Genomic DNA, 22,051 nt, shown 5'->3' on the forward strand with positions numbered 1-22,051 from the left:
GACGGCGCCTCGATTCCTAGCGTCGAGGTATGCGAATCTCCTCCTCCGACCTGGGCCTCGCGGCCCACGTCCAGCAGCTGACCAAGTCCTACGGCGACGGCGAGCACGCCGTCCACGCGCTCGACGGCGTCTCGGTGAGCCTGCGCCGCGGCGAATTCACCGCCGTGATGGGCGCGTCGGGTTCGGGCAAGTCGACGCTCATGCACATCATGGCCGGGCTCGACGCGCCCACCGGCGGTCGCGTCTGGATCGGCGACACCGAGCTGACCGGCATGTCCGACCTCGACCTCACGATCCTCCGGCGCCGCCGCGTCGGGTTCGTCTTCCAGGCCTTCAACCTGGTGCCGACGCTCGACGCCCTCGGCAACATCCTGCTGCCGTTCGACCTCGACGGCCGCAAGCCCAGCGCCGGGGAGCGCGCCCGCATCGACGGACTCATCGAGACGCTCGGGCTCGGCGGTCGCCTGCGGCACCGTCCGCACCAGCTGTCGGGCGGGCAGCAGCAGCGCGTGGCCATCGCCCGCGCCCTGGCCACCGGTCCCGACCTCGTCTTCGCCGACGAGCCCACCGGCAACCTCGACTCGGCGAGCAGCCGCGAGGTGCTCGGCCTGCTCGCGGCCGCCAGTCGCGACCACGGACAGTCGATCGCGATGGTCACGCACGATCCGGTCGCCGCCGCGCACGCGGATCGCGTCCTGTTCCTCGGCGACGGGCGCCTCGTCGCAGACAAGCCCCGGCAGAGCGCCGAGGAGATCAGCGCCTACATGCTGGCATCCGAGCGCGCGAGCGGCGGACTCGCGGCGCTGCCCGCGCCGGGGGGCGGTGTCGCCCCGGTCGCGGCGCGGGGCGGAACGGCCGCGCCGGTCGCGGCGGGCAGCGGGGTGTCGGCATGACCGCGGTGGCCGCCGCTCCGCGCGTCGCGCCGCGGAGCGGGCACTCCATCGTGGGCCCCGGCGCCGCGGCATCCGCTCCGCTCGGCTGGATCCGCGAGCGGGGGATGGGCGCGACCGTCCTCGTGTCCGCGCTGTCGGCGGGATTCGGCGTCGTGCTGCTCAGCACGACCGGGTACCTCTCGGCTCTGCTGCGCGCCGACCCGTACGTCGGCGACAGCGAGATGCTCGCCTTCATCCTCGGCTTCCTCACCGTGCTCCTGGTCGGCGTGGCCGTCTACGTCGCGGCGATCGTCACCGCCAACACCTTCGCGACCGTCGTCTCCGGACGCACGCGCCGCATCGCGCTGATGCGTCTGATCGGAGCCTCGGCGCGGTCGCAGCGGCGTGAGGTCGCCCGGCAGGGCCTCGTCGTCGGGGCCGTCGGCGCCTTCCTCGGGCTCATCGCCGGCACTGTGCTGTCCGCGGTCGGGGTGGGCGTCGCCTCCTCACTCCTCGGCGTCGGCGACCTCGGGTACGCGGTCGTGCAGCCGGTGCTGCTCGTGCCCGCGGTCGTCGTCACGCTGACCACGTGGGCCGCCGCGTGGGCCGGGTCCCGTCGCGTGCTGACCGTGACACCGCTTCAGGCGCTGAGTGGCACGGTCGAGGCTCCGCACGCCGAGGTCGCCCGCCGCACGGGGCGCACCGTCGCGGCTGCCGTCCTCCTCCTCGCCGGCGGGGCGCTGCTCGCGGGCGGTGTGGTCCTCGGGCTGATCACGCCTCTCGGGGTGATCGTCGCCTTCGCCGGCGGCATCCTGTCGTTCACCGGACTCGCCGTCGGAGCGACCTTCCTCATGCCGCCCGTGCTCCGGCTGACGGGACGCCTGTTCGGGCAGTCCGTGCCGGCGCGGCTGGCGGCGGAGAACGCGCTGCGGTATCCCGAGCGGTCGTCGCGGATGGCGATCGGCGTGGTCATGGGCGTCACCCTCGTCACGATGTTCGCCGTCGCGATGGAGTCGGTGAAGGCCGTGCTGACCGCGACGGCCGGAGGTGAGCTCGACGCCGAGATGGCGACGCTCATCGACTCCTTCAGCGCGGTGATGATGGTGCTCGTCGGCTTCTCAGCCGTCATCGCCGCCGTCGGACTGGTGAACCTGCTGACCATCGGCGTGGTCCAGCGTCGGCGCGAGCTCGGACTGCTGCGCGCGCTCGGTCTGAGCGGCGGCCAGGTGCGCCGCATGGTGCTCATCGAGGCCGCGCACATCGCGATATCCGCGCTCGTCGCAGGACTCGTCCTCGGCACCGTCTACGGCTGGGCGGGCGCCCAGTCGCTCCTGGGCACCGTGCCGGCGTCCGCCGACTCCGGACCGGTCTCGACGCTCGTGGCTCCGGCCGTGCCGCTGTGGCCGATCGTTGCCGTGGTGGTCGGGACGGCGGTCCTCACCCTCGTGGCCGCGGTCGTGCCGACCCGCCTCGCGACGCGGATCGCGCCCGTGGAGGCCATCGCCGACGTGGGGTGAGGACAGGACGACGGATGCCGCGGCCCGGGGGCCGCGGCATCCGTCGGTCTTCCGGGTCAGTCGGTGGCGTCGTCCGGAGCCGACAGCTCGGGATCGTGCGCCCAGGACGGCGCGAGCGCCTTCACCCGCGCCTCGCGCCACTGCCACATCGTCCACAGGACGGGCCAGAGGGCGGGCGCGGTCGGCCCGCCGAACACGAGACGGTCGCGCCAAAGGGTCTTGCTCGGATCGCCGGGCGCGGGGGCGACGGCCATCTGGTGGTCCCAGACGTCGAGGCTCGACAGCGGACCGGTCAGCGGGATGCCGCTGTCGCGGAAGATGCGCACCGGGCCGTTCGCGTCCTCGGTGAAGCGGTCGCTCGCGGCGATGATCTGGCGTCCCATCGGGATGGCGCCGGCGAGCGACAGCTGCACGGGCACCTCGGTGCCCGATTCCCACGACGTCGGCAACCCGTCGGGGATGACCGGGGTCATCTCCATGAGGGGCCCGTAGAGTTCCGCGACCGCGCGGGGCGAGTGCAGCGCCCGCCACACCGCGTCGGCGTCGCAGTCGATGACGAACTTCAGCAGGATGCGCATGCCTCATCCTGACACCGCCGACGGTGGGCGGGCGCCGCAGGCGGCGTGGTGTACCGGTCGCAGGGAGAACGGGGTGCGCGGACTCCCGAGGTGCCCCATCCGCCGCCTCTCCTCGCACGCGCCCCCTCCCTCCCGACGACCGGTACGCGCCCGTCGGTGAGGGGCCGCGCTCTAGGCTGTCGAGGTGCCGCAGCCCTTCGACCAGTCGCGCTACCAGATCCGCTTCGAGTGGGGCACGGACGGGTTCGACCGGCTCGCTCCCGCCGACATCGTCGTGGTGATCGACGTGCTGATGTTCTCGACCGCGATGACGGATGCCGCGGCCCGCGGCATCCCGGTCGGCGTCGACGATGGCGCGGTGACGGGCTCCGCCAACGGCGCTCCGGTGGCCGCGCGGGCGGCGGAATCGGACGCGCTCGTGCTGATCGGGTGCCTGCGCAATGCGTCGGCGGTGGCCGAGGCGATCCTGGCCGAGCAGCGCCGGCGCGGCGCGCGCACCAGCGTCGCCCTGATCGCGGCGGGGGAGCGCGACCCGGCCGGAGTCCGCTTCGCCATCGAGGACCTCCTCGGAGCGGGAGCGATCGGCGATGCCCTCTCGGTGCGCGGCGTGGACCACACCTCGCCCGAGGCCGCCGCAGCCATCGAGGCGTTCCGCGGGCTGCGGGGAGCCCTGCGTCATCTCCTCACCGCGGGAGGAACGGGCCAGCGGCTGATCGCGAAGGGCGAGCGCGAACGCGTCCTTACCGCGACGACGCTCGACGACCTCGACGTGGTGCCGGTGCGGACGGACGAGGGGTTCCGTGCGCTGCAGCCCGGCGCCGCGGACGTCTAGCGCGGCGTCAGCGCCGCCTGCCGGGTGGCGGTGCTGATCTCGCGCCGCCGCCAGTCGAAGAGGTGGCGGTCGTCGAACCGCGGGGCGCACGTCACGCACGAGGTCGCGCGCGTCGGAGCCCGATGCCGGTAGGCGATGTGGCCCGCCGGGCAGGTGCCGATCCACGGAGCCAGCTCGGTCGCGGTCTCGCCGTGGTGCGTCACCCCGCCGACGTAGCCGAGCTCGCGCGCGATCTTCTTCCAGCGGGCGCCGTGGCCCGCGTCGGGACCGGCCAGCGCGTGGGCGACCTCGTGCAGCAGCGTCTGGTGATTGTCGTCGTCTTCGTAGCGGGCGGCGAGGTAGCGGGAGACCGTGATGCGCTTGCGCGTGTAATCGCACTGGCCCGCGCGGCGCTTGGCGTTGTCGAAGGCGAACGACCACGAGGCATCCAGATGCAGACGCACGAGCGCCTCGCCCCAGTGGCGCACGCGATGCAGTTCCGACATGACTCCGACGCTAGATCAGGCCTCGGACACCGAGGGCGTTCCGAGCGCTCAGCCGGCGACCGTGGTGCGCACGCGGCGCCGGTCGGCGGCGTCGATGGCGAGCAGGGTCGACTCGAGCTGGTCGTCGCGGGCGCCGGCGTCCTGGCGCAGGAACAGCGCACGCTTGAAGTCGGTGCGGGCGAGGTCGAACTCCTCGGTGTCGAAGTAGACCTTGCCGCGGTGCTGGTAGGCGAAAGCGGCGATACCCGACCAGTTCTGACCCTCGGCCTCATCGGCGCACATCGTGAGCTCCTGCTCGGCGGCGGCGTACGCGCCGCGCACGTGCAGCACCGACGCGTGCAGGATGCGCGAGCGCAGGAGGTCCTTGCGCGTGCCGGCCATGCGGGCGACCCGCACGGACTGCTCGGAGATGACGAGCGCCTCGTCGAGCCGGTCGAGCACCTTCAGCAGCCAGACGCGCTCGAGCAGGGCCGGCAGGCTCCGCTGCTCACCGATCTCGTCGAGGCGCTCCTTGCAGTCGCGCGCGTCGACGATCTCCCGCAGGGTGTCGGCGTCATATCCGCGGATATAGCTCACTGTCGGCTCCGTTCCTGCCCGGCGATGTGTGCGCTGATGCCCTCACAGTCTGCCCGCGATCGCCCCGTCGGCCCGGTGGGCACGCCGCTCCGTCGCCCTCTCGGGCTTCTTCAGCGGACATTCCGGCCGCTCCGCGCGTCGACACGCCGACGAACGGATGCCGCGGCTCGGCGTGTCGCGCCACCGCCCCGCCGGACTGCCCGGGCGCGCTTCCCCGCGGGGAGCGCCGCCGCCCGCCTAGGCTCGGACCATGGCGCAGGCGCGGACCCGACCCGGCTCCGGGTGGCTCTGGACGGCGGCCGCGCTGGGCGCTCTCCACGCCGCGGTGAGCGTCTACTGGGGTCTGGGCGGACGCGTCCTCCGCGAGACCATCGGTCAGCAGATGCTGCAGGCGTTCGCCGGCCTCGAAGGACTCCTCGTCCTCGTCGGAGCGGCCAAGCTCGCCGCCGCGATGGCGCCGGCGGCGCTGGACGCGGCGGGGTGGCCGCTCCGTCGGCTGACCCGGTCAGCGGCATGGGCGGGAGCGGCGGCGCTGGTGCTCTGGGGCGGAGCCAACACGGTGGTCGGCAACCTTGTGCTGGCTGAAGTCATCGTGCCTGACGGCGGCCACGACCGCCCGGCGATGATCGGCCACGCGTGGCTCTGGGACCCGCTCTTCCTGGCCTGGGGCGGATGCCTCATCGTCGGGCTGCTCCGTTCCCGTCGCGCCCGCGCGCGCTGACGCCCCGAGAAGCCGGAACGGATCAGCGCTCGAAGAGGGATGCCGCGGGTCGGGGCGACGGCGTGGCATCCGCGTCCGTGACGACGCGCGCGCCGCGCATGAACTCGACCAGCTCGTCACCCTGCGCGACCTTCGCCGGGTGCGGGCCGGCCGCCATGAGCCGCGGGAGCCACGTCGTCGGCAGCGGAGACGGGGAGGCGGCCACGACGAGGTTGCCGAACCGCCGTCCCTTGAGCACCTGCACCTCGGCGAGCACGGCGACCGACGGCAGCACCGCGTGCACGGTGGCCACCTGCCGGCGCGCGAAGGCGAGCCCGGAGCCGTCGGCGACGTTGATGAGCAGCACCCCGTCGGGGGCGAGCAGCCCCGCGGCAAGGCGGTAGAACTCCACCGAGGTCAGGTGCGCCGGGGTCTGCGAGCCCGAGTAGACGTCGGAGACGAGCAGGTCGACCGCACCGGTCAGGGCGGCGGGCAGCCGGGTGAGGCCCTCCCTCGCGTCGCCGATCCGCGTGCGGATGGCGGCGCCGCGGGGGAGCGGCAGCGTCTCCTTCACGAGGTCGACGAGCGCCTGCTCGAGCTCGATCACCTGCTGCCGCGAACCGGGACGCGTGGCCTCGATGTAGCGCGGGATGGTCAGCGCCCCCGCCCCGAGGTGCACGGCGGTCAGCGGCTGCCCCGGCATCCGGAGCTGGTCGATGACCGCGGCCATCCGCCCGACGTACTCGAAGTGGAGGTGCAGCGGATCGTCGAGGTCGACGTGCGACTGCGGCGTCCCGGCGACGTCGAGCTCGAAGCCGGTGGTGAAACCCGACGGCACGATGCGCGCGATCGTCCCGTCGGAGAGCCGCCGATGCGGGTGGTCGTCGGGCTCCACCCGGGCGCGTGCCATGCGGTCAACGCTAGCGTCCGCCTCCACGCGATGGCGCATCGGTCCGCCCGCGAGGAGATCCTCGCCCACCTCGCCGAGAACGGCTGCGCCGGCGTCGTCGGCGGAGGCGGGCCGGACACGGACGGACACCCCGTCGCCTGTTCACTCGCGTGACTCAGCTTCGGGCCGGCCGTCATCGCTTGCGCTCGACATGTGAGTGACTGTACAGTCACTCATATGGCCTCATCCGGAATCGCACTCTCGACCGCAGAGGCGCGCCGACCGATCGTCACCGCCGCAGCCCTGCGTACTTTCGCACGAGGCGGCTATCACGGCACGACGGTGGCCGACGTCGCACGCGCGGCCGAGATCTCGCCGGCATACGTCTTCAAGCTGTTCCCGAGCAAGGAGACGCTCTTCGCCTCCGCGCTCGAGCTCTGCTTCTCGCAGGTGTCGGACGCGCTCGCGCTCGGAGCGGACGCCGCGCCCGACCAGTCGCCGGCGGAGGTGCTGTCCGCGATGGGGGAGGCCTACGCCGATCTCATCGCCGACCGATCGCTGCTCCTCCTCCAGGTGCACGCGCTGGCGGTCGCGGACGTCCCGGAGATCGGCGCCGCGCTCCGCGCCGGTCTCGCCCGCATCACGATGTTCGCGAAGGAGCGCTCCGGAGCCCCGGATGAGGATGTGCAGCGCTTCGTCGCCTTCGGTCAGCTGTGCCACCTCATCGCCACCACCCACTCCGACGACGAGACCGGCGAGTGGGCCCGCATCATCAGCGCCGGCATCCGGCACTGACATCGACACCACCGCCTCCCCGCAGTCGTCTGACTTCTAGTGAGTGAGCAAACACTCACCTCGTGCGCCACCAAATTATCCGCCTTCATCGAAAGGAAAGCCATGTCTTCTCCCACCATCACCAGCGCGCCGCCCGCTCGCAGCACCCGCCGCTGGTGGGCCCTCACCGCCCTGGCCCTCGCGCAGTTCCTCGTCGTGCTCGATGCGTCCATCGTGAACATCGCCCTCCCCGTCCTCGGCAGGGAGCTGCAGATGGACACCGCGACGCTCGCCTGGGTGATCACCGCCTACGTGCTGGCGTTCGGCGGGCTCCTGCTGCTCGGCGGTCGTCTTGCCGACCGGTTCGGTCATCGCCGCGTCTTCCTGATCGGCGTCGGCGGGTTCGTCGCCGCGTCCGCACTCGCCGGGCTGTCGGCCTCGAGCGGCATGCTGCTCGCCGCGCGCGCCGTCCAGGGTGCCTCGGCCGCGCTCCTCGCGCCGGCCGCGCTGGCCCTCGTGTCGCAGATCTTCCCGGACTCCCGCGAGCGCGCCCGTGCGCTGGGCGTCTGGGGCGCCGTCGCCGGAATGGGCTCGGCGGCGGGCGTGCTCCTCGGCGGTGTGCTGACGGCCGCCCTCGGCTGGCAGTCCGTGTTCTTCGTCAACGTGCCTGTCGGGCTGCTGGTCCTCGTCGTGATCCCGCTGCTGCTCCGCCGCGACGTGCGCGCCGCGTCGACCCGCCTCGACGTCCCCGGAGCCGTCACCATCACGGCCGCGCTGGTCTCGGTCGTCGGCGCGCTCTCCGCGGCGGAGCGGTTCGGCTTCGCTCATCCGCTCACCCTCGGCCTCGCCGTCGCCGGCATCGGGCTGGGCGTCCTGTTCGTCGTCGTCGAACGGCGGAGCCCCGCTCCGCTCGTGCCGCTGGCGATCTTCCGCAACCGCAACCTCCGCACCGGCAATGTGGTGATGCTGCTGGTGGGCGCGGCGACGGTCGCCCTCTTCTTCGCCCTCTCGGTCTACATGCAGGCCGTCCTCGGCTACGACGCGCTCGCCGCAGGCCTCAGCCAGCTTCCGCTCGCCGGGGCGCTGGTCGTCGCGGCCGGCGCAGTGCCGGCGGTCATCGGGCGGATCGGCGCGAAGCGCACGCTCGTCGGCTCCCTGGTCGTGCTCGGCGCCGGGCTCTTCTGGCTGGCCGCCGCGCCGTCCGACGCGGTGTTCGTCGCTCAGCTCCTGGGGCCGACGCTCCTCATCGGCGCGGGTCTGGGCGGAGCCTTCGTGGCCACGACGCAGCTCGCGATGGACGGGGTCGCCGAGAGGGAGTCGGGCCTCGCGGGAGGACTCGTCAACACCGCCCAGCAGATCGGCGGTGCGCTCGGCCTGGCGGCCCTGGCCGCCCTGGCGGCGACGCGCACGAACGACCTCGCCGGTGCCGGAGCGAGCAGCGCCGACGCCCTGACCGGAGGCTTCTCCTGGCTCTTCGTCGGCGCCGGGCTCATCGCACTTCTCGCCGCGGCGGCCACTCTCGGCGCGCGCGACGGACGGGTCTGACCCGGGGCAGGGGAGAGGCATGCGGCCGGGTGGGCACCACCGCCCGGCCGCATCCGTGCGCCGCCCGCTAGCGTGAAGGCGTGACCGGCATCGACCTCAACGCCGACCTCGGCGAGACGGTCGACGGCGTGTCCACCGCTGACGACGAGGCCATGTTCGCGCTCATCTCCAGCGCCAGCATCGCGTGCGGCGGGCACGCCGGCGACGCGGTGTCCCTGCGCGTCTCCGTCGAGCGGGCCGCACGTTTCGGCGTCGCGGTCGGCGCGCATCCGTCCTACGCCGACAGGGCGGACTTCGGGCGCACCCCGCACGACGACATGGATCCGGGGATGCTGCGCGCCGAGGTCGCCCGTCAGCTCGACGCCCTCGCGGGTGCCGGAGCGGACATCCGGTACGTCAAGCCGCACGGCGCGCTCTATCACGCCGTGTCGGCGCTCCCAGAGCAGGCGGCGGCCGTGGCCGCCGCCGTGGCCGACCTCGCGGAGAAGGCGGGGCGCAGCATCCCGATCCTGGGTCTCGGCGGGGAGATCGAGCGGGCGGCGGCGGTCGTGGGACTCGGGTTCGTGTGCGAGGCGTTCCTCGATCGCGGCTACCTCCCGGACGGCGGGCTCGTGCCGCGCGGCCGGCCCGGCGCGCTGCTCGATGACGCAGATGTCGTCGCCGCCCGCGCGGTGCGGCTCGTGCGCGACGGCGTCGTCGACGCGGCCGACGGCTCCGACCTGACGGTGGACGCGCTGTCGCTGTGCGTGCACGGCGACAGCCCGGGCGCCGTCGCGATGGCACGCGCGGTGCGGGCGGCTCTGGACGCTGCCGGCATCGCGGTGCGGGCGCCGTGGTGACCGGCATGCGCGTGCTGCCGATGGGCGACCGCGCCCTGCTGGTCGAAGTGGACGACCTCGCCGCCGTGCTCGACCTGCGCGCGCGGCTGGACGCCGCGCGACCGGACGGCGTCCGCGATCTCGTCCCGGCGGCGCGCACGGTGCTCGTCGACCTCGACCCGCGCGTGCTGCCGCTCGCCGCCGCCCGCTCCTGGGTCGAGCGCGTGGCCGCCGCCGACCCCCCACCCGCTGCGCACGTCGCCTCCGGCCCGGAGGTCGGGCTGCGCATCCGCTACGACGGCCCCGATCTCGACAGCACGGCCGCCCTCCTCGGACTCGATCGCGCCGCGCTGATCCGCGCCCACCGCGATGCCGCCTGGACGGTCGCCTTCACCGGATTCGCTCCCGGGTTCGGCTATCTCGTCGCCCGGGACTGGCCCCACGACGTCCCGCGGCTCGACAGCCCGCGCACCTGGGTGCCGGCCGGCGCGGTGGGACTCGCCGCCGGCTTCACCGGCGCCTACCCGCGCGACACCCCGGGCGGCTGGCGCCTCCTCGGCACCCTCGACCCGGTCGACACGGCGGCGCTGTTCGATCCGGATGCCGCGTCCCCCTCCCTGCTCGCACCGGGGACGCCGGTGCGCTTCCGCGAGGTGCAGCCGTGACCGCCCCCGACGCCGGACGGGCCGCCGCCGAGCCCGCCGATTCCGGACAGTCCGGCGCGCCGTCCGCGGGACACGCCGGGCCGCGGCATCCGCTCGACGGCGCGTCGCCCCGCAGACCCGCCGGAACGTCCGCGGGAGTCCTCCGCATCGACGCCCCGGGACTGCTCACGACCGTGCAGGACCTGGGCCGCGGCGGGCTCGCGTCGCTCGGCGTCTCGCGCTCGGGCGCCCTCGACCGCGGCGCCCTCCGCACAGCGAACCGCCTGCTCGGCAACGACGAGGGGGCTGCCGCCCTCGAGATCGCCCTCGGCGGCTTCGCTGCGACGGCTCTCTCCGACCTCTGGGTCGCGGCCGCCGGCGCGTGGGGACGGCTGCGCATCGCCGGGCACGACGTCGACCCCTACGCCGCGCACCCGTGGCCGACGGGGGAGGAGCTCACGTGGGAGCCCTTCACCGCGGGCCTGCGCGGCTACCTCGCCGTGCGCGGCGGCATCGAGGTGCCGCTCTCGGTCGGCTCCCGGTCGGCCGACCTGCTCGGCGGACTCGGGCCGGCGCCGCTGCAGGCGGGGGACGTGGTCGCCGTCGGGGATGCCGCCGGCCCGATCCCCGTGGCGGAGGTCATGCCGTGGGGGCCGCCGCACGACGAGGGCATCGAGGTGGCGCTGGCCGCAGGCCCCCGGGCCGACTGGTTCACGGACGAGGCCCACCGCCTGCTGTTCGAGCGGACCTGGACGGTGAGCGCACAGGCCGACCGCGTCGGGCTGCGCCTCGACGGACCGCCTCTGCCGCGGCTCGTGCCGGGCGAGCTCCCGAGCGAGGGGATGGTGCCCGGCGCGCTCCAGGTGCCCCCCGATGGGCGACCGGTGGTCCTCCTGGCCGACGGGCCCGTGACGGGCGGCTATCCGGTGATCGCGGTGGTGGCGGATGCCGCGCTCGACCTGTTCGCGCAGGTGCGGCCGGGCACCGGCATCCGCTTCCGGCACGCGCGCTGAGCCGCCGGCGGCCGTCCGTCCGCAGAAACACGGGGATCGCGCGGTTATACCGCAGGATCGGAAGGTCGTCAAGAACCCGACTGGACACGGCGCGTCATCCGCCGTATAGTTGTTCTTTGCGCTCCCATTCCCCTGCCCTCATATGGTGGTCGGCGGCGCCTTCGCTCCCCCGTGCATATTGCGGCGCGCGCTGCGAAGGCTTCGGGGATGACTGAGCACTCCACCTGACCACAAGGAACTTGAGCCCCTGACCCGGGCTTCTCGGAGGTTATCCCCTTGGCTGCTGCGCCCAACGCATCCAACCCCACCACCAACATCAAGAACGGCCGCGGCGCATCGCGCCTGTCGTTCGCGAAGATCTCCGACACGCTGGAGGTCCCCGACCTCCTCGCCCTGCAGACGGAGTCCTTCGACTGGCTCGTCGCGAACGATGCGTGGAAGGAACGCGTCGCCGAGGCCAAGGCCGCCGGTCGCACCGACGTTCCCGAGATCAGCGGCCTCGAGGAGATCTTCGAGGAGATCTCGCCGATCGAGGACCTGAGCGAGACCATGCAGCTCTCGTTCACGAACCCCTACCTCGAGCCCGAGAAGTACTCCATCGAGGAGTGCAAGGAGCGCGGCAAGACGTACGCCGCCCCGCTCTACGTCGAGGCCGAGTTCATGAACCACCAGACCGGTGAGATCAAGACGCAGACCGTCTTCATGGGCGACTTCCCCCTGCAGACCGGCAAGGGCACGTTCATCATCAACGGCACCGAGCGCGTCGTGGTCTCGCAGCTCGTGCGCTCGCCCGGCGTGTACTTCGACAAGACGCCCGACAAGACCTCCGACAAGGACATCGTCTCGGCCCGCGTCATCCCGAGCCGTGGCGCCTGGCTCGAGTTCGAGATCGACAAGCGCGACCAGGTCGGCGTGCGCATCGACCGCAAGCGCAAGCAGTCCGTCACCGTCTTCCTCAAGGCCCTCGGCCTCACGACCGAGGACATCATGGCGGAGTTCGCCGGCTACGACTCCATCGAGGAGACGCTGAGCAAGGACACGATCCTCTCCAAGGAGGACGCGCTCCGCGACATCTACCGCAAGCTCCGTCCGGGCGAGCAGGTCGCCGCCGAGGCCGCCCGCGCGCTGCTGGACAACTTCTACTTCAACTCCAAGCGCTACGACCTGGCCAAGGTGGGTCGCTACAAGATCAACCAGAAGCTCGGCCTCGACACCCCGCTGTCCGAGTCGGTGCTCACCGTCCAGGACATCGTGGCGACGATCAAGTACCTGGTGCGCCTGCACCGCGGCGACACGACCTTCGACGGTCTGCGCGGCGGCAAGGCGGCCGAGATCCGCCTCGACACCGACGACATCGACAACTTCGGCAACCGTCGCATCCGCGCGGTGGGCGAGCTCATCCAGAACCAGGTCCGCACCGGTCTGTCCCGCATGGAGCGCGTCGTCCGCGAGCGCATGACCACGCAGGACATCGAGGCGATCACCCCGCAGACCCTGATCAACGTGCGCCCCGTCGTCGCCGCGATCAAGGAGTTCTTCGGCACGTCGCAGCTGTCGCAGTTCATGGACCAGAACAACCCGCTCGCGGGTCTGACCCACAAGCGCCGCCTGTCGGCCCTGGGCCCCGGCGGTCTGTCGCGTGAGCGTGCCGGCGTCGAGGTCCGCGACGTCCACCCGTCGCACTACGGCCGCATGTGCCCCATCGAGACCCCGGAAGGCCCGAACATCGGCCTGATCGGCTCGCTCGCCTCCTTCGCGCGCATCAACGCGTTCGGGTTCATCGAGACGCCGTACCGCAAGGTCGTCGACGGCAAGGTCAGCGACCAGATCGACTACCTCACCGCGTCCGAGGAGAACGACTACATCGTCGCCCAGGCCGGTGTCGCGCTGAAGGCCGACGGCGGCTTCGCCGACGAGCGTGTCCTCGCCCGTCGCGGAAACGGCGGCGAGGTCGACCTGTTCCACGCCGAGGAGATCGGCTACATGGACGTCTCCCCGCGCCAGATGGTGTCGGTGGCGACCTCGCTCATCCCGTTCCTCGAGCACGACGACGCCAACCGCGCCCTCATGGGTGCGAACATGCAGCGTCAGGCCGTTCCGCTCCTGCGTTCCGAGTCGCCGGTCGTCGGCACCGGTATGGAGGGCTACGCGGCCGTCGACGCCGGTGACGTCGTCACCGCCGAGCGTCCCGGTGTGGTCCTGGAGGTCTCGGCCGACGTCGTGACCGTCCAGCTCGACGAGGGCGGCACGCAGGACTACTTCCTGCGCAAGTTCGACCGCTCCAACCAGGGCACGAGCTACAACCAGCGCGTCGTGGTCTCGGCCGGCGACCGCGTCGAGAAGGGCGAGGTCATCGCCGATGGTCCCGCGACGGAGAACGGCGAGCTCGCGCTCGGCAAGAACCTCCTCGTCGCGTTCATGACCTGGGAGGGCCACAACTTCGAGGACGCGATCATCCTCAGCCAGAACCTGGTGAAGGACGACACCCTCTCCTCGATCCACATCGAGGAGTACGAGGTCGACGCCCGCGACACCAAGCTCGGCAAGGAGGAGATCACCCGTGACCTCCCCAACGTCAGCCCCGACCTGCTGAAGGACCTCGACGAGCGCGGTGTCATCCGCATCGGTGCCGAGGTGCGCCCCGGCGACATCCTCGTCGGCAAGGTCACGCCGAAGGGCGAGACCGAGCTGTCGGCCGAGGAGCGCCTGCTCCGCGCGATCTTCAACGAGAAGAGCCGCGAGGTGCGCGACACGTCCCTGAAGGTGCCTCACGGCGAGCAGGGCACGATCATCGCGGTCAAGGAGTTCAACGCCGAGGACGGCGACGACGAGCTCGGCTCGGGCGTCAACCGTCGCGTCGTGGTCTACATCGCCCAGAAGCGCAAGATCACCGAGGGCGACAAGCTCGCCGGACGCCACGGCAACAAGGGCGTCATCGCGAAGATCCTCCCCATCGAGGACATGCCCTTCCTCGCGGACGGCACCCCCGTCGACGTCATCCTCAACCCGCTCGGAATCCCCGGTCGCATGAACTTCGGCCAGGTGCTGGAGCTCCACCTCGGGTGGATCGCCAAGCAGGGCTGGAAGGTCGAAGGCACTCCGGAGTGGGCGGCGAAGCTGCCCGAGCAGGCGTTCGAGGCCCCGGCCGGCACCAAGGTCGCGACCCCGGTGTTCGACGGCGCCTTCGAGGACGAGATCGCGGGTCTGCTCGACTCCACGATCCCGAACCGCGACGGCGACCGGCTGATCGACTCCACGGGCAAGACGCTGCTGTTCGACGGCCGCTCCGGCGAGCCGTTCCCGGCACCGATCTCGGTCGGCTACATGTACATCCTGAAGCTGCACCACCTGGTCGACGACAAGATCCACGCCCGTTCGACCGGTCCGTACTCGATGATCACCCAGCAGCCGCTCGGTGGTAAGGCGCAGTTCGGCGGTCAGCGCTTCGGCGAGATGGAGGTGTGGGCCCTCGAGGCCTACGGCGCCGCATACGCGCTCCAGGAGCTCCTGACGATCAAGTCCGACGACATCCTCGGCCGCGTGAAGGTCTACGAGGCGATCGTCAAGGGCGAGAACATCCAGGAGCCCGGCATCCCCGAGTCCTTCAAGGTGCTCATGAAGGAGATGCAGTCGCTCTGCCTGAACGTCGAGGTCCTCTCGGCCGACGGCACGGCTGTCAACCTCCGCGACACCGACGACGACGCCTTCCGCGCTGCCGAGGAACTCGGCATCAACATCTCCAGCCGCTTCGAGTCCTCGTCCATCGACGAGATCTGACCCGGCCCACAGCGACAGAATTCCCACACAGGAGAACTGAGAACTAGTGCTCGAATCGACTACTTTCGACCAGCTGCGCATCGGCCTGGCCACGGCTGACGACATCCGTCGTTGGTCCTACGGCGAGGTCAAGAAGCCCGAGACCATCAACTACCGCACGCTGAAGCCCGAGAAGGACGGCCTCTTCGGAGAGCAGATCTTCGGACCTTCGCGCGACTGGGAGTGCGCGTGCGGCAAGTACAAGCGCGTCCGCTTCAAGGGCATCGTCTGCGAGCGCTGCGGCGTGGAGGTCACCAAGTCCTCCGTCCGTCGTGAGCGCATGGGCCACATCGAGCTCGCGGCGCCCGTCACCCACATCTGGTACTTCAAGGGCGTCCCGTCGCGCCTCGGGTACCTGCTGGACATGGCGCCCAAGGACCTCGAGAAGGTCATCTACTTCGCCGCCTACATGGTGATCTCCGTCGACGAGGAGGCGCGTCACCGCGACCTCCCCACGCAGGAGAACAACATCCGCCTCGAGCTGAAGACGCTCGCGGACCGCCGCGACGCGCGCATCGCCGCTCGCCTCCAGAAGCTGGAGGAGGAGCTCGCCGCGCTCGAGGAGGAGGGTGCCAAGGCCGACCAGAAGAAGAAGGCCAAGGACGCCGCCGAGAAGGAGATGGCTTCCGCACGCAAGAGCGCGGACGACCAGATCACCCGCCTGGAGAAGGTGTGGGAGGACTTCCGCACCCTGTCCGTCGGCGACCTCAAGGGCGAAGACGAGATCTTCCACGAGCTCCAGGACCGCTTCGGTCAGTACTTCGAGGCCCACATGGGCGCCGAGTCGATCAAGCGCCGCCTGCTCGCCTTCGACCTCGCCCAGGAGTCGGACGACCTGCACCTGCAGATCTCCGAGGGCAAGGGCCAGCGCAAGATCCGTGCGATCAAGCGCCTGAAGGTCGTCAACTCGTTCCTGCAGACCGGCATGAGCCCGGCATCGATGGTCCTGGACGTCGTCCCGGTCATCCCGCCGGAGCTGCGCCCGATGGTGCAGCTGGACGGTGGCCGCTTCGCGACCTCCGACCTGAACGACCTCTACCGTCGCGTGATCAACCGCAACAACCGCCTCCGTCGCCTGATCGACCTCGGTGCCCCCGAGATCATCGTCAACAACGAGAAGCGGATGCTGCAGGAGGCCGTCGACGCACTGTTCGACAACGGCCGCCGCGGCCGCCCCGTCACGGGTACCGGCAACCGGGCCCTCAAGTCCCTGAGCGACATGCTCAAGGGAAAGCAGGGTCGCTTCCGCCAGAACCTGCTCGGCAAGCGCGTGGACTACTCGGGTCGTTCGGTCATCATCGTCGGACCCCAGCTCAAGCTGCACCAGTGCGGTCTGCCCAAGCAGATGGCCCTGGAGCTGTTCAAGCCGTTCGTGATCAAGCGCCTGATCGACCTCGGTCACTCGCAGAACATCAAGGCCGCCAAGCGCGCCGTCGAGCGCACGCGTCCCGAGGTCTGGGACGTGCTCGAGGAGATCATCCGCGAGCGCCCGGTTCTGCTGAACCGTGCGCCCACGCTGCACCGCCTCGGCATCCAGGCCTTCGAGCCCCAGCTCGTGGAGGGCAAGGCGATCCAGCTGCACCCGCTCGTCTGCGCCGCGTTCAACGCGGACTTCGACGGCGACCAGATGGCCGTCCACCTCCCGCTGTCGGTGGAGGCGCAGGCCGAGGCCCGCATCCTCATGCTGGCGTCGAACAACATCCTCAAGCCGTCCGACGGCCGTCCGGTCACCCTGCCCTCGCAGGACATGATCATCGGTCTGCACCACCTGACCACGGTCAAGCAGGGTGCGGCCGGCGAAGGTCGCGTGTTCGGCTCGGTGGGAGAGGCGATCCTGGCCAAGGACGAGGGAACCCTCGACCTGCAGGCCAAGGTCCGCATCCGCATCCCCGGACTGTCGTTCCTCGAGTCGGAGGGCGAGACCCCCGAGACCATCGAGGCGTACGAGCGCAACGGCCTCGTGGAGACCTCGCTCGGACAGGCGATCTTCAACGACACCCTCCCCAAGGGCTACCCGTTCGTCCGCGAGCAGGCCGACAAGGGCAAGCTGTCGCAGATCGTCAACAAGCTCGCCGAGGAGTACCCGAAGGTCGAGGTCGCCGCATCGCTCGACCGGATCAAGGACGCCGGCTTCTACTGGGCCACCCGTTCGGGTGTCACAGTGGCGCTGTCCGACATCCTCACGCCCCCCAACAAGGGCGAGATCGTCGCGGGCTACGAGAAGCAGGCCGCGAAGGTCCAGGGTCAGTTCGAGAAGGGTCTCACCACCGACGCCGAGCGTCGTCAGGAGCTCATCAAGATCTGGACCGAGGCGACGGATGCCGTGCAGAAGGCCATGCGCGACAACTTCCCCGAGGACAACACCATCAACCGCATGGTGTCGTCGGGTGCTCGTGGTAACTGGCTGCAGATCCGGAACATCGCCGGTATGCGCGGCCTCGTGAACAACCCCAAGGGTGAGATCATCCCCCGTCCGATCATCTCCTCGTACCGCGAGGGTCTGTCGGTGGCGGAGTACTTCATCGCGACGCACGGTGCCCGCAAGGGTCTGGCCGACACGGCCCTCCGTACCGCCGACTCGGGCTACCTCACGCGTCGACTCGTCGACGTCTCGCAGGATGTCATCATCCGCGAGGAGGACTGCGGCACGTCCAAGGGTCTGGAGCTGCCCATCGCAGCCCTGGGCGCCGACGGCGCGCTGGTCAGGGATGCGAACGTGGAGAACTCGGTGTTCGCCCGGACGCTCGCGTCCGAGGTCGTCAGCCCCTCCGGTGAGGTGCTGGCCGCCGCAGGCGACGACGTGGGCGACGTGCTCATCAACCGTCTGGTCGAGGCCGGCGTGGAGAACATCAAGGTCCGCTCCGTGCTGACCTGCGACTCCGCGGTCGGCGTCTGCGCGCAGTGCTACGGTCGGTCGCTCGCGACCGGCAAGATCGTCGACATCGGCGAGGCGGTCGGCATCATCGCCGCCCAGTCGATCGGCGAGCCCGGCACGCAGCTCACCATGCGCACCTTCCACACGGGTGGGTCGGCCTCGGCCGATGACATCACCCAGGGTCTGCCGCGCGTGCAGGAGCTGTTCGAGGCGCGCACCCCCAAGGGTGCGTCCCCGATCGCCGAGTCCGACGGTCGCATCACGATCGACGAGACCGATAAGGCCAAGAAGGTCATCCTCACGCCCGACAACGGCGACGAGCCGATCGTCTACCCGGTGCTGCGTCGTGCGACCCTCCTCGTCGAGGACGGGCAGCGCGTCACGGTCGGTCAGCCGATCCTGGTGGGCACGCTCGACCCCAAGGAGGTCATGCGCGTCATGGGCGCCCGCGAGGTGCAGCGCTACCTCGTCAACGGCGTGCAGGGCGTCTACCGCTCGCAGGGTGTGCCGATCCACGACAAGCACATCGAGGTCATCGTCCGCCAGATGCTCCGCAAGGTGACGGTCGTCGACCACGCCGACACGACGCTTCTCCCGGGTGAGCTGGTGGACTTCAAGAAGTACCAGCAGATCAACCGCGAGGCGGTCGGCGAGGGCAAGCGTCCCGCGTCGGGTCGTCCCGAGCTGATGGGTATCACGAAGGCGTCGCTCGCGACCGAGTCGTGGCTCTCGGCCGCTTCCTTCCAGGAGACGACCCGCGTGCTCACGCAGGCCGCGATGGAGGGCAAGAGCGACCCGCTCCTCGGCCTCAAGGAGAACGTCATCATCGGAAAGCTCATCCCCGCCGGAACGGGACTCGCGAGGTACCGCGACGTCACCGTCGAGGCGACGGAGGAGGCCAAGAGCGAGCGGTACCCCAACCGCATCTTCGCCTCGGACGGCGCCTACAGCGACGCCGACCTGAGCTACGTCGACTTCGACAGCTTCTCGACGGACGACTTCACGCCCGGAACGTACAACTGATCGTCAGCCTCCGCTGATCGACACCGAAGGGCCCCGGTTCACGCCGGGGCCCTTCGGCGTCCCCGCCCGCGCGCCGCTGTCGGCGCGTCGTCGCCGCCCGTCTAGCGTGGTGAGGGGAGGGGATCGTGGCTCGCATCGGTGGACGCAATCTGTGGATCGCGATTCCGGCGGGGATGCTGTGCGCCGGCGTCGTCGGCACGCTCGCGTACCTCGCCGTCCCGATGGTCCCGCACGCCGTCTCGTGGGTGGGCGACATGGCCTACAACGCCACGCATCTGCCGCCGCCCGCCGTCGAAGAGGGGACCGCCCAGAGCTTCGCCACGGTCGAGGGCTCGGACTGCCGCGCGCTGTACCCCGACGACCTGTGGTCGGAGCTCGTCTGGACGCCGAAGGTGCTGCTGTCGCAGACGGCGGCAGCCCCGGCCGGTGTCGACCAGGCCCTCATGGACGCGGTGCGCCCCGACGTGCGCGTCACCTGCACGTGGACCACCGGAGGAGGGCGCTCGATCTCCACCACCCTCTCCGCCGTGGGGGCCGAGACCGCCACGACTGCGAAGGCGTCGCTGACGGCTGCCGGCTACCGCTGCGACGAGGCCGCCGACCTGCGGTGCACCCGCACCGACGGCTCTGTCATGACCGAGAGCATGCTGCGCGACGGCCTGTGGATCACGACCGTCGAGACGGCGTGGCATCCGGCCGACTACTCCGCCCGCGTCGCCACGCACGTCTGGGGCTGAGGGCACTCACCCGAAGATGTGGGCGATCACGCTGTCGGTGTAGCCGCTCGGCGCGAGGTTCGACCACATCGTGTCGATGAGGATGCCGTCGCGGTAGAACAGGGTCCGCCCGTCCTGCACCGGATACTGCGTGTTCTGCCACGTCTTCTCGCAGCGCGTGCCGCCGTCGGGGGTGTAGCAGGAGAAGCCCTGCGTGGTCGCGAGGTCGTTCAGCGAGTCCAGAGCAGGGCCGCGATCCACCCGCGAGACGGTGGTGACCAGGCCCGTCGTGTCGGCGGAGGGGTTCCGCCAGATGCAGATCAGCGAGCCGTCGGTCTGCGTCCCCGACGGGCCCATGGCGGGATCGTTGAGCGGCGTGCCCTCGAGCTGCGCCAGGACGGACTCCGACAGCATCCCCCGGCAGTCGTCCGGCACCGACACCACCCGGGCGGTCGGCGTCGCCGAGGGGGTCGCGACCGGGGAGGCCGAGGGCGCCGGCGAGGTCGGGGCGACGGTCACGGTGCCCGGAACTCCCGCCGGCCCGGTGCCCGGCTCCGCGACGCAGCCGGGCAGGAGCACCGCGAGGAGGAGAGCGGATGCCGCGGCCACCGCCCGCGCAGCTGGAAGACCCATGGCGCTCACCCTAGAGGCCGGGACGTCCGCGACCGGCCGAGCCGCGCCGACGGCCGCCTGCGCGGCTCGACGCGCCGTGAGACGCGGGCTCGACACACGGCGGCACGCCTGCCGGGACGGAGAGAGACCCCGCGGTAGCCTCGCCCTGCGGGATTCGGCCCGCGGCGTGAGGAGCAGCATCCCATGAGTGACCCCAGAGCGACATACGGCGAACCGGTCGAGGAGCCCAGGGACGTCGACGACGTCGTCGGACGAGCGCACGAGGGGCTCGCCGACGCGGAGGCGGCACGGCGCGACGCGGCCGACCGCGACACCCTGGAGCGCGAAGCCGCCCAGCGTGACGCCGTCCACGACGACGAGCTGAACGCGTCCCGCGCCGAGTCCGACGCCGATCGCACCCCCGCCGAGCACGGCGCTCCGGCAGCCACGTCCGCACCGAGCGGACGGTGGGACGACTCCGACGACCTCGACCCGATGTACGCGCAGCACGCCGACGAGGCGGTCGAGGCCGAGCCTCGCACGCACCGCGTCGACACGCGCGACGACGTGCCCGCCCGTGACGTCGCCGACGCCCCGACCGTCGCCGTGGCGCCCGTCGCCGCAGGAGCCGCCGATCGCACGCCCGAGCCGGTCTCCCCGTCGCCGTCCGCTCCGCAGCCGATCTTCGTGCAGGCGCCCGAGCAGCCGCGCCCGCGCGGCAACCGCGGCGCCGCCGGCGCCATCGGCCTGCTCGCGGCCCTCGTCTTCGCCGCGCTCTACCTGGCCGCCTGGCTCGGATTCGGGTACATCACGGGCGAGGTGAAGGCCGCCGACCTCGGCAGCGCGGCGCTGAGCCCGCTCACGCGCGCCGACTTCTGGGTGCCCGTCGCCGTGTTCTTCATCGGCTTCTGGTTCCTCGGGGCGATCATCAACCGCGGACGCTGGGGCCTCTGGGTGATCCTGGGCATCCTCGTGGGCGTCGTCAGCTACGTCGGCCACATCCTCGGGCAGCTCTTCCAGGCTCCGTTCTGGACGCTCACCGCATCGCAGGGCAACCAGATCGTGCAGGACCAGCTGCTGGCCCCGCTCGCGATCGTCGCGTTCGTCCTCGGCCGTGAGCTGACCATCTGGTTCGGCGCCTGGGTGTCCTCGCGCGGTAAGCGCATGACCGAGCTCAACAACGAGGCCCAGCGCGAGTACGAGCGCACGCTCGAGGCGGGTCCTCAGCTCGTCCGCGCCTGACGTGAGCGGCCCCGAGGGTCCGTCCGCGACACCGGTCCATCCGGCGGTCGCACTGGCCCTCGGTGCGGCCGGCTACGTGGCGCTGGTGATCTTCGGCCTCGGCATGACGAGCCTCGTGCTCGATCGGGACGTGATCGCCGTCCCCGGGCTCGGGCAGGTGCCGGGGGTGATCGGCACCATCCTCTCCGCGATCGGCTTCGCCGGGGGCGTGTGGCCCTGGCTGCGTGCGACGCGACCGTCGTACGGCGGTGCCGGCGTCTCGGCCGTGCTCGCCTACCTCGGCTACGTCGCCGGCATCGCGATCGGCGGGATCTTCAGCGGAGCGGACGCCGCGGCGGCCTTCTCCGCGGCGGGCGGCGTCGCCGTTTCCTGGTTCGGACTAGTGGTCGCCGGCGCCGCCGGTGCCGCCGCGTGGGGTGCGCTGGCCCTCGTCCGCACGCACGCGGAACGCCCGCGGTGGCCGTGGGAGTCGGAGGACGACGAATGACGGATGCCGCGGCCTCCCCGCATCCCCCGTCAGGGCG

General features: G+C 71.4%; 20 protein-coding genes. 15 read left to right on the forward strand and 5 right to left on the reverse strand.

Going from position 1 to position 22,051, the window contains the following annotated elements; all coding sequences use genetic code 11:
- Positions 1-29: 29 nt before the first annotated feature.
- Entirely contained in the window at positions 30-893 is an 864-nt protein-coding gene (locus CVS47_RS01995; RefSeq protein ID WP_127094586.1) for an ABC transporter ATP-binding protein, read from the forward strand.
- Positions 890-2,389, forward strand: a complete 1,500-nt coding sequence (locus tag CVS47_RS02000; protein ID WP_127094587.1) for an ABC transporter permease — start codon at positions 890-892, stop codon at positions 2,387-2,389. Before CVS47_RS01995 ends, CVS47_RS02000 begins: the two co-directional genes overlap by 4 nt.
- 56 nt (positions 2,390-2,445) lie before the next feature.
- Here the strand turns inward: CVS47_RS02000 and CVS47_RS02005 are convergent, their stop codons facing one another.
- Positions 2,446-2,967, reverse strand: coding sequence for a hypothetical protein (locus CVS47_RS02005; protein ID WP_127094588.1), 522 nt, complete (start codon positions 2,965-2,967; stop codon positions 2,446-2,448).
- 184 nt (positions 2,968-3,151) lie between these two features.
- Here CVS47_RS02005 and CVS47_RS02010 point away from each other — a divergent pair, with 184 nt between their 5' ends.
- Positions 3,152-3,799: a 2-phosphosulfolactate phosphatase gene (locus CVS47_RS02010; protein WP_127094589.1), complete on the forward strand. Its 648-nt coding sequence runs from the start codon at positions 3,152-3,154 to the stop codon at positions 3,797-3,799.
- On the opposite strand, the gene CVS47_RS02015 is transcribed toward CVS47_RS02010, so the two are convergent.
- On the reverse strand, positions 3,796-4,284 hold the full coding sequence (locus CVS47_RS02015) for a SprT-like domain-containing protein (protein ID WP_127094590.1): 489 nt from the start codon (positions 4,282-4,284) through the stop codon (positions 3,796-3,798). The two genes, CVS47_RS02010 and CVS47_RS02015, sit on opposite strands and share 4 nt — an antisense overlap.
- A gap of 48 nt (positions 4,285-4,332) precedes the next feature.
- Positions 4,333-4,860, reverse strand: a complete 528-nt coding sequence (locus CVS47_RS02020; RefSeq protein WP_127094591.1) for a hypothetical protein — start codon at positions 4,858-4,860, stop codon at positions 4,333-4,335.
- Between the two features lie 250 nt (positions 4,861-5,110).
- On the opposite strand from CVS47_RS02020, the gene CVS47_RS02025 reads away from it, so the two are divergent.
- Positions 5,111-5,581, forward strand: coding sequence for a DUF3995 domain-containing protein (locus CVS47_RS02025; RefSeq protein WP_127094592.1), 471 nt, complete (start codon positions 5,111-5,113; stop codon positions 5,579-5,581).
- A 22-nt stretch (positions 5,582-5,603) separates the two neighbouring features.
- Here CVS47_RS02025 and CVS47_RS02030 read toward each other — a convergent pair whose 3' ends face one another.
- Positions 5,604-6,470 carry a spermidine synthase gene (locus tag CVS47_RS02030; RefSeq protein ID WP_127094593.1) on the reverse strand — a complete coding sequence of 289 codons (867 nt, stop codon included), beginning with the start codon at positions 6,468-6,470 and terminating at the stop codon, positions 5,604-5,606.
- Positions 6,471-6,500: 30 nt separating this feature from the next.
- Here CVS47_RS02030 and CVS47_RS16985 point away from each other — a divergent pair, with 30 nt between their 5' ends.
- The 9 genes from CVS47_RS16985 (at position 6,501) to CVS47_RS02070 (ending at position 19,694) form a co-directional block, all read left to right on the forward strand.
- Entirely contained in the window at positions 6,501-6,623 is a 123-nt protein-coding gene (locus tag CVS47_RS16985; RefSeq protein WP_277600955.1) for a hypothetical protein, read from the forward strand.
- Between the two features lie 63 nt (positions 6,624-6,686).
- A complete protein-coding gene (locus CVS47_RS02035; protein WP_127094594.1) occupies positions 6,687-7,244 on the forward strand; it encodes a TetR/AcrR family transcriptional regulator in 558 nt (185 codons plus the stop codon).
- A gap of 102 nt (positions 7,245-7,346) precedes the next feature.
- A complete protein-coding gene (locus CVS47_RS02040; protein WP_127094595.1) occupies positions 7,347-8,768 on the forward strand; it encodes a DHA2 family efflux MFS transporter permease subunit in 1,422 nt (473 codons plus the stop codon).
- Positions 8,769-8,848: 80 nt separating this feature from the next.
- Positions 8,849-9,607 (forward strand): 5-oxoprolinase subunit PxpA, encoded by a 759-nt coding sequence (pxpA, locus tag CVS47_RS02045; RefSeq protein ID WP_127094596.1) that lies wholly within the window; start codon positions 8,849-8,851, stop codon positions 9,605-9,607.
- Positions 9,601-10,251 carry a 5-oxoprolinase subunit B family protein gene (locus CVS47_RS02050; protein WP_241240242.1) on the forward strand — a complete coding sequence of 217 codons (651 nt, stop codon included), beginning with the start codon at positions 9,601-9,603 and terminating at the stop codon, positions 10,249-10,251. Before pxpA ends, CVS47_RS02050 begins: the two co-directional genes overlap by 7 nt.
- On the forward strand, positions 10,248-11,243 hold the full coding sequence (locus CVS47_RS02055; protein WP_241240243.1) for a 5-oxoprolinase subunit C family protein: 996 nt from the start codon (positions 10,248-10,250) through the stop codon (positions 11,241-11,243). Before CVS47_RS02050 ends, CVS47_RS02055 begins: the two co-directional genes overlap by 4 nt.
- A 276-nt stretch (positions 11,244-11,519) precedes the next feature.
- Entirely contained in the window at positions 11,520-15,020 is a 3,501-nt protein-coding gene (rpoB, locus tag CVS47_RS02060) for a DNA-directed RNA polymerase subunit beta (protein ID WP_127094597.1), read from the forward strand.
- A 46-nt stretch (positions 15,021-15,066) separates the two neighbouring features.
- Positions 15,067-18,957 carry a DNA-directed RNA polymerase subunit beta' gene (locus CVS47_RS02065; protein ID WP_127094598.1) on the forward strand — a complete coding sequence of 1,297 codons (3,891 nt, stop codon included), beginning with the start codon at positions 15,067-15,069 and terminating at the stop codon, positions 18,955-18,957.
- Positions 18,958-19,082: 125 nt separating this feature from the next.
- Positions 19,083-19,694, forward strand: a complete 612-nt coding sequence (locus CVS47_RS02070; protein WP_127094599.1) for a hypothetical protein — start codon at positions 19,083-19,085, stop codon at positions 19,692-19,694.
- Between the two features lie 6 nt (positions 19,695-19,700).
- Here the strand turns inward: CVS47_RS02070 and CVS47_RS02075 are convergent, their stop codons facing one another.
- Positions 19,701-20,306, reverse strand: coding sequence for a hypothetical protein (locus tag CVS47_RS02075; protein WP_127094600.1), 606 nt, complete (start codon positions 20,304-20,306; stop codon positions 19,701-19,703).
- A gap of 183 nt (positions 20,307-20,489) precedes the next feature.
- On the opposite strand from CVS47_RS02075, the gene CVS47_RS02080 reads away from it, so the two are divergent.
- Entirely contained in the window at positions 20,490-21,527 is a 1,038-nt protein-coding gene (locus CVS47_RS02080) for an ABC transporter (protein ID WP_127094601.1), read from the forward strand.
- 1 nt (position 21,528) lies between these two features.
- Positions 21,529-22,014 carry a hypothetical protein gene (locus CVS47_RS02085; RefSeq protein WP_241240244.1) on the forward strand — a complete coding sequence of 162 codons (486 nt, stop codon included), beginning with the start codon at positions 21,529-21,531 and terminating at the stop codon, positions 22,012-22,014.
- The last annotated feature ends 37 nt before the right edge of the window (positions 22,015-22,051 follow it).

It is taken from the genome of Microbacterium lemovicicum (genome assembly GCF_003991875.1).
Classification (GTDB): Bacteria; Actinomycetota; Actinomycetes; order Actinomycetales; family Microbacteriaceae; genus Microbacterium; species Microbacterium lemovicicum.

Coding starts and splice junctions, on each gene's coding strand:
- CVS47_RS01995 (WP_127094586.1), top strand. CDS start 30: ATGCGAATCTCCTCCTCCGACCTGGGCCTCGCGGCCCACGTCCAGCAG.
- CVS47_RS02000 (WP_127094587.1), top strand. CDS start 890: ATGACCGCGGTGGCCGCCGCTCCGCGCGTCGCGCCGCGGAGCGGGCAC.
- CVS47_RS02005 (WP_127094588.1), bottom strand. CDS start 2,967: ATGCGCATCCTGCTGAAGTTCGTCATCGACTGCGACGCCGACGCGGTG.
- CVS47_RS02015 (WP_127094590.1), bottom strand. CDS start 4,284: ATGTCGGAACTGCATCGCGTGCGCCACTGGGGCGAGGCGCTCGTGCGT.
- CVS47_RS02025 (WP_127094592.1), top strand. CDS start 5,111: ATGGCGCAGGCGCGGACCCGACCCGGCTCCGGGTGGCTCTGGACGGCG.
- CVS47_RS02030 (WP_127094593.1), bottom strand. CDS start 6,470: ATGGCACGCGCCCGGGTGGAGCCCGACGACCACCCGCATCGGCGGCTC.
- CVS47_RS16985 (WP_277600955.1), top strand. CDS start 6,501: ATGGCGCATCGGTCCGCCCGCGAGGAGATCCTCGCCCACCTCGCCGAG.
- CVS47_RS02035 (WP_127094594.1), top strand. CDS start 6,687: ATGGCCTCATCCGGAATCGCACTCTCGACCGCAGAGGCGCGCCGACCG.
- CVS47_RS02040 (WP_127094595.1), top strand. CDS start 7,347: ATGTCTTCTCCCACCATCACCAGCGCGCCGCCCGCTCGCAGCACCCGC.
- CVS47_RS02075 (WP_127094600.1), bottom strand. CDS start 20,306: ATGGGTCTTCCAGCTGCGCGGGCGGTGGCCGCGGCATCCGCTCTCCTC.
- CVS47_RS02080 (WP_127094601.1), top strand. CDS start 20,490: ATGAGTGACCCCAGAGCGACATACGGCGAACCGGTCGAGGAGCCCAGG.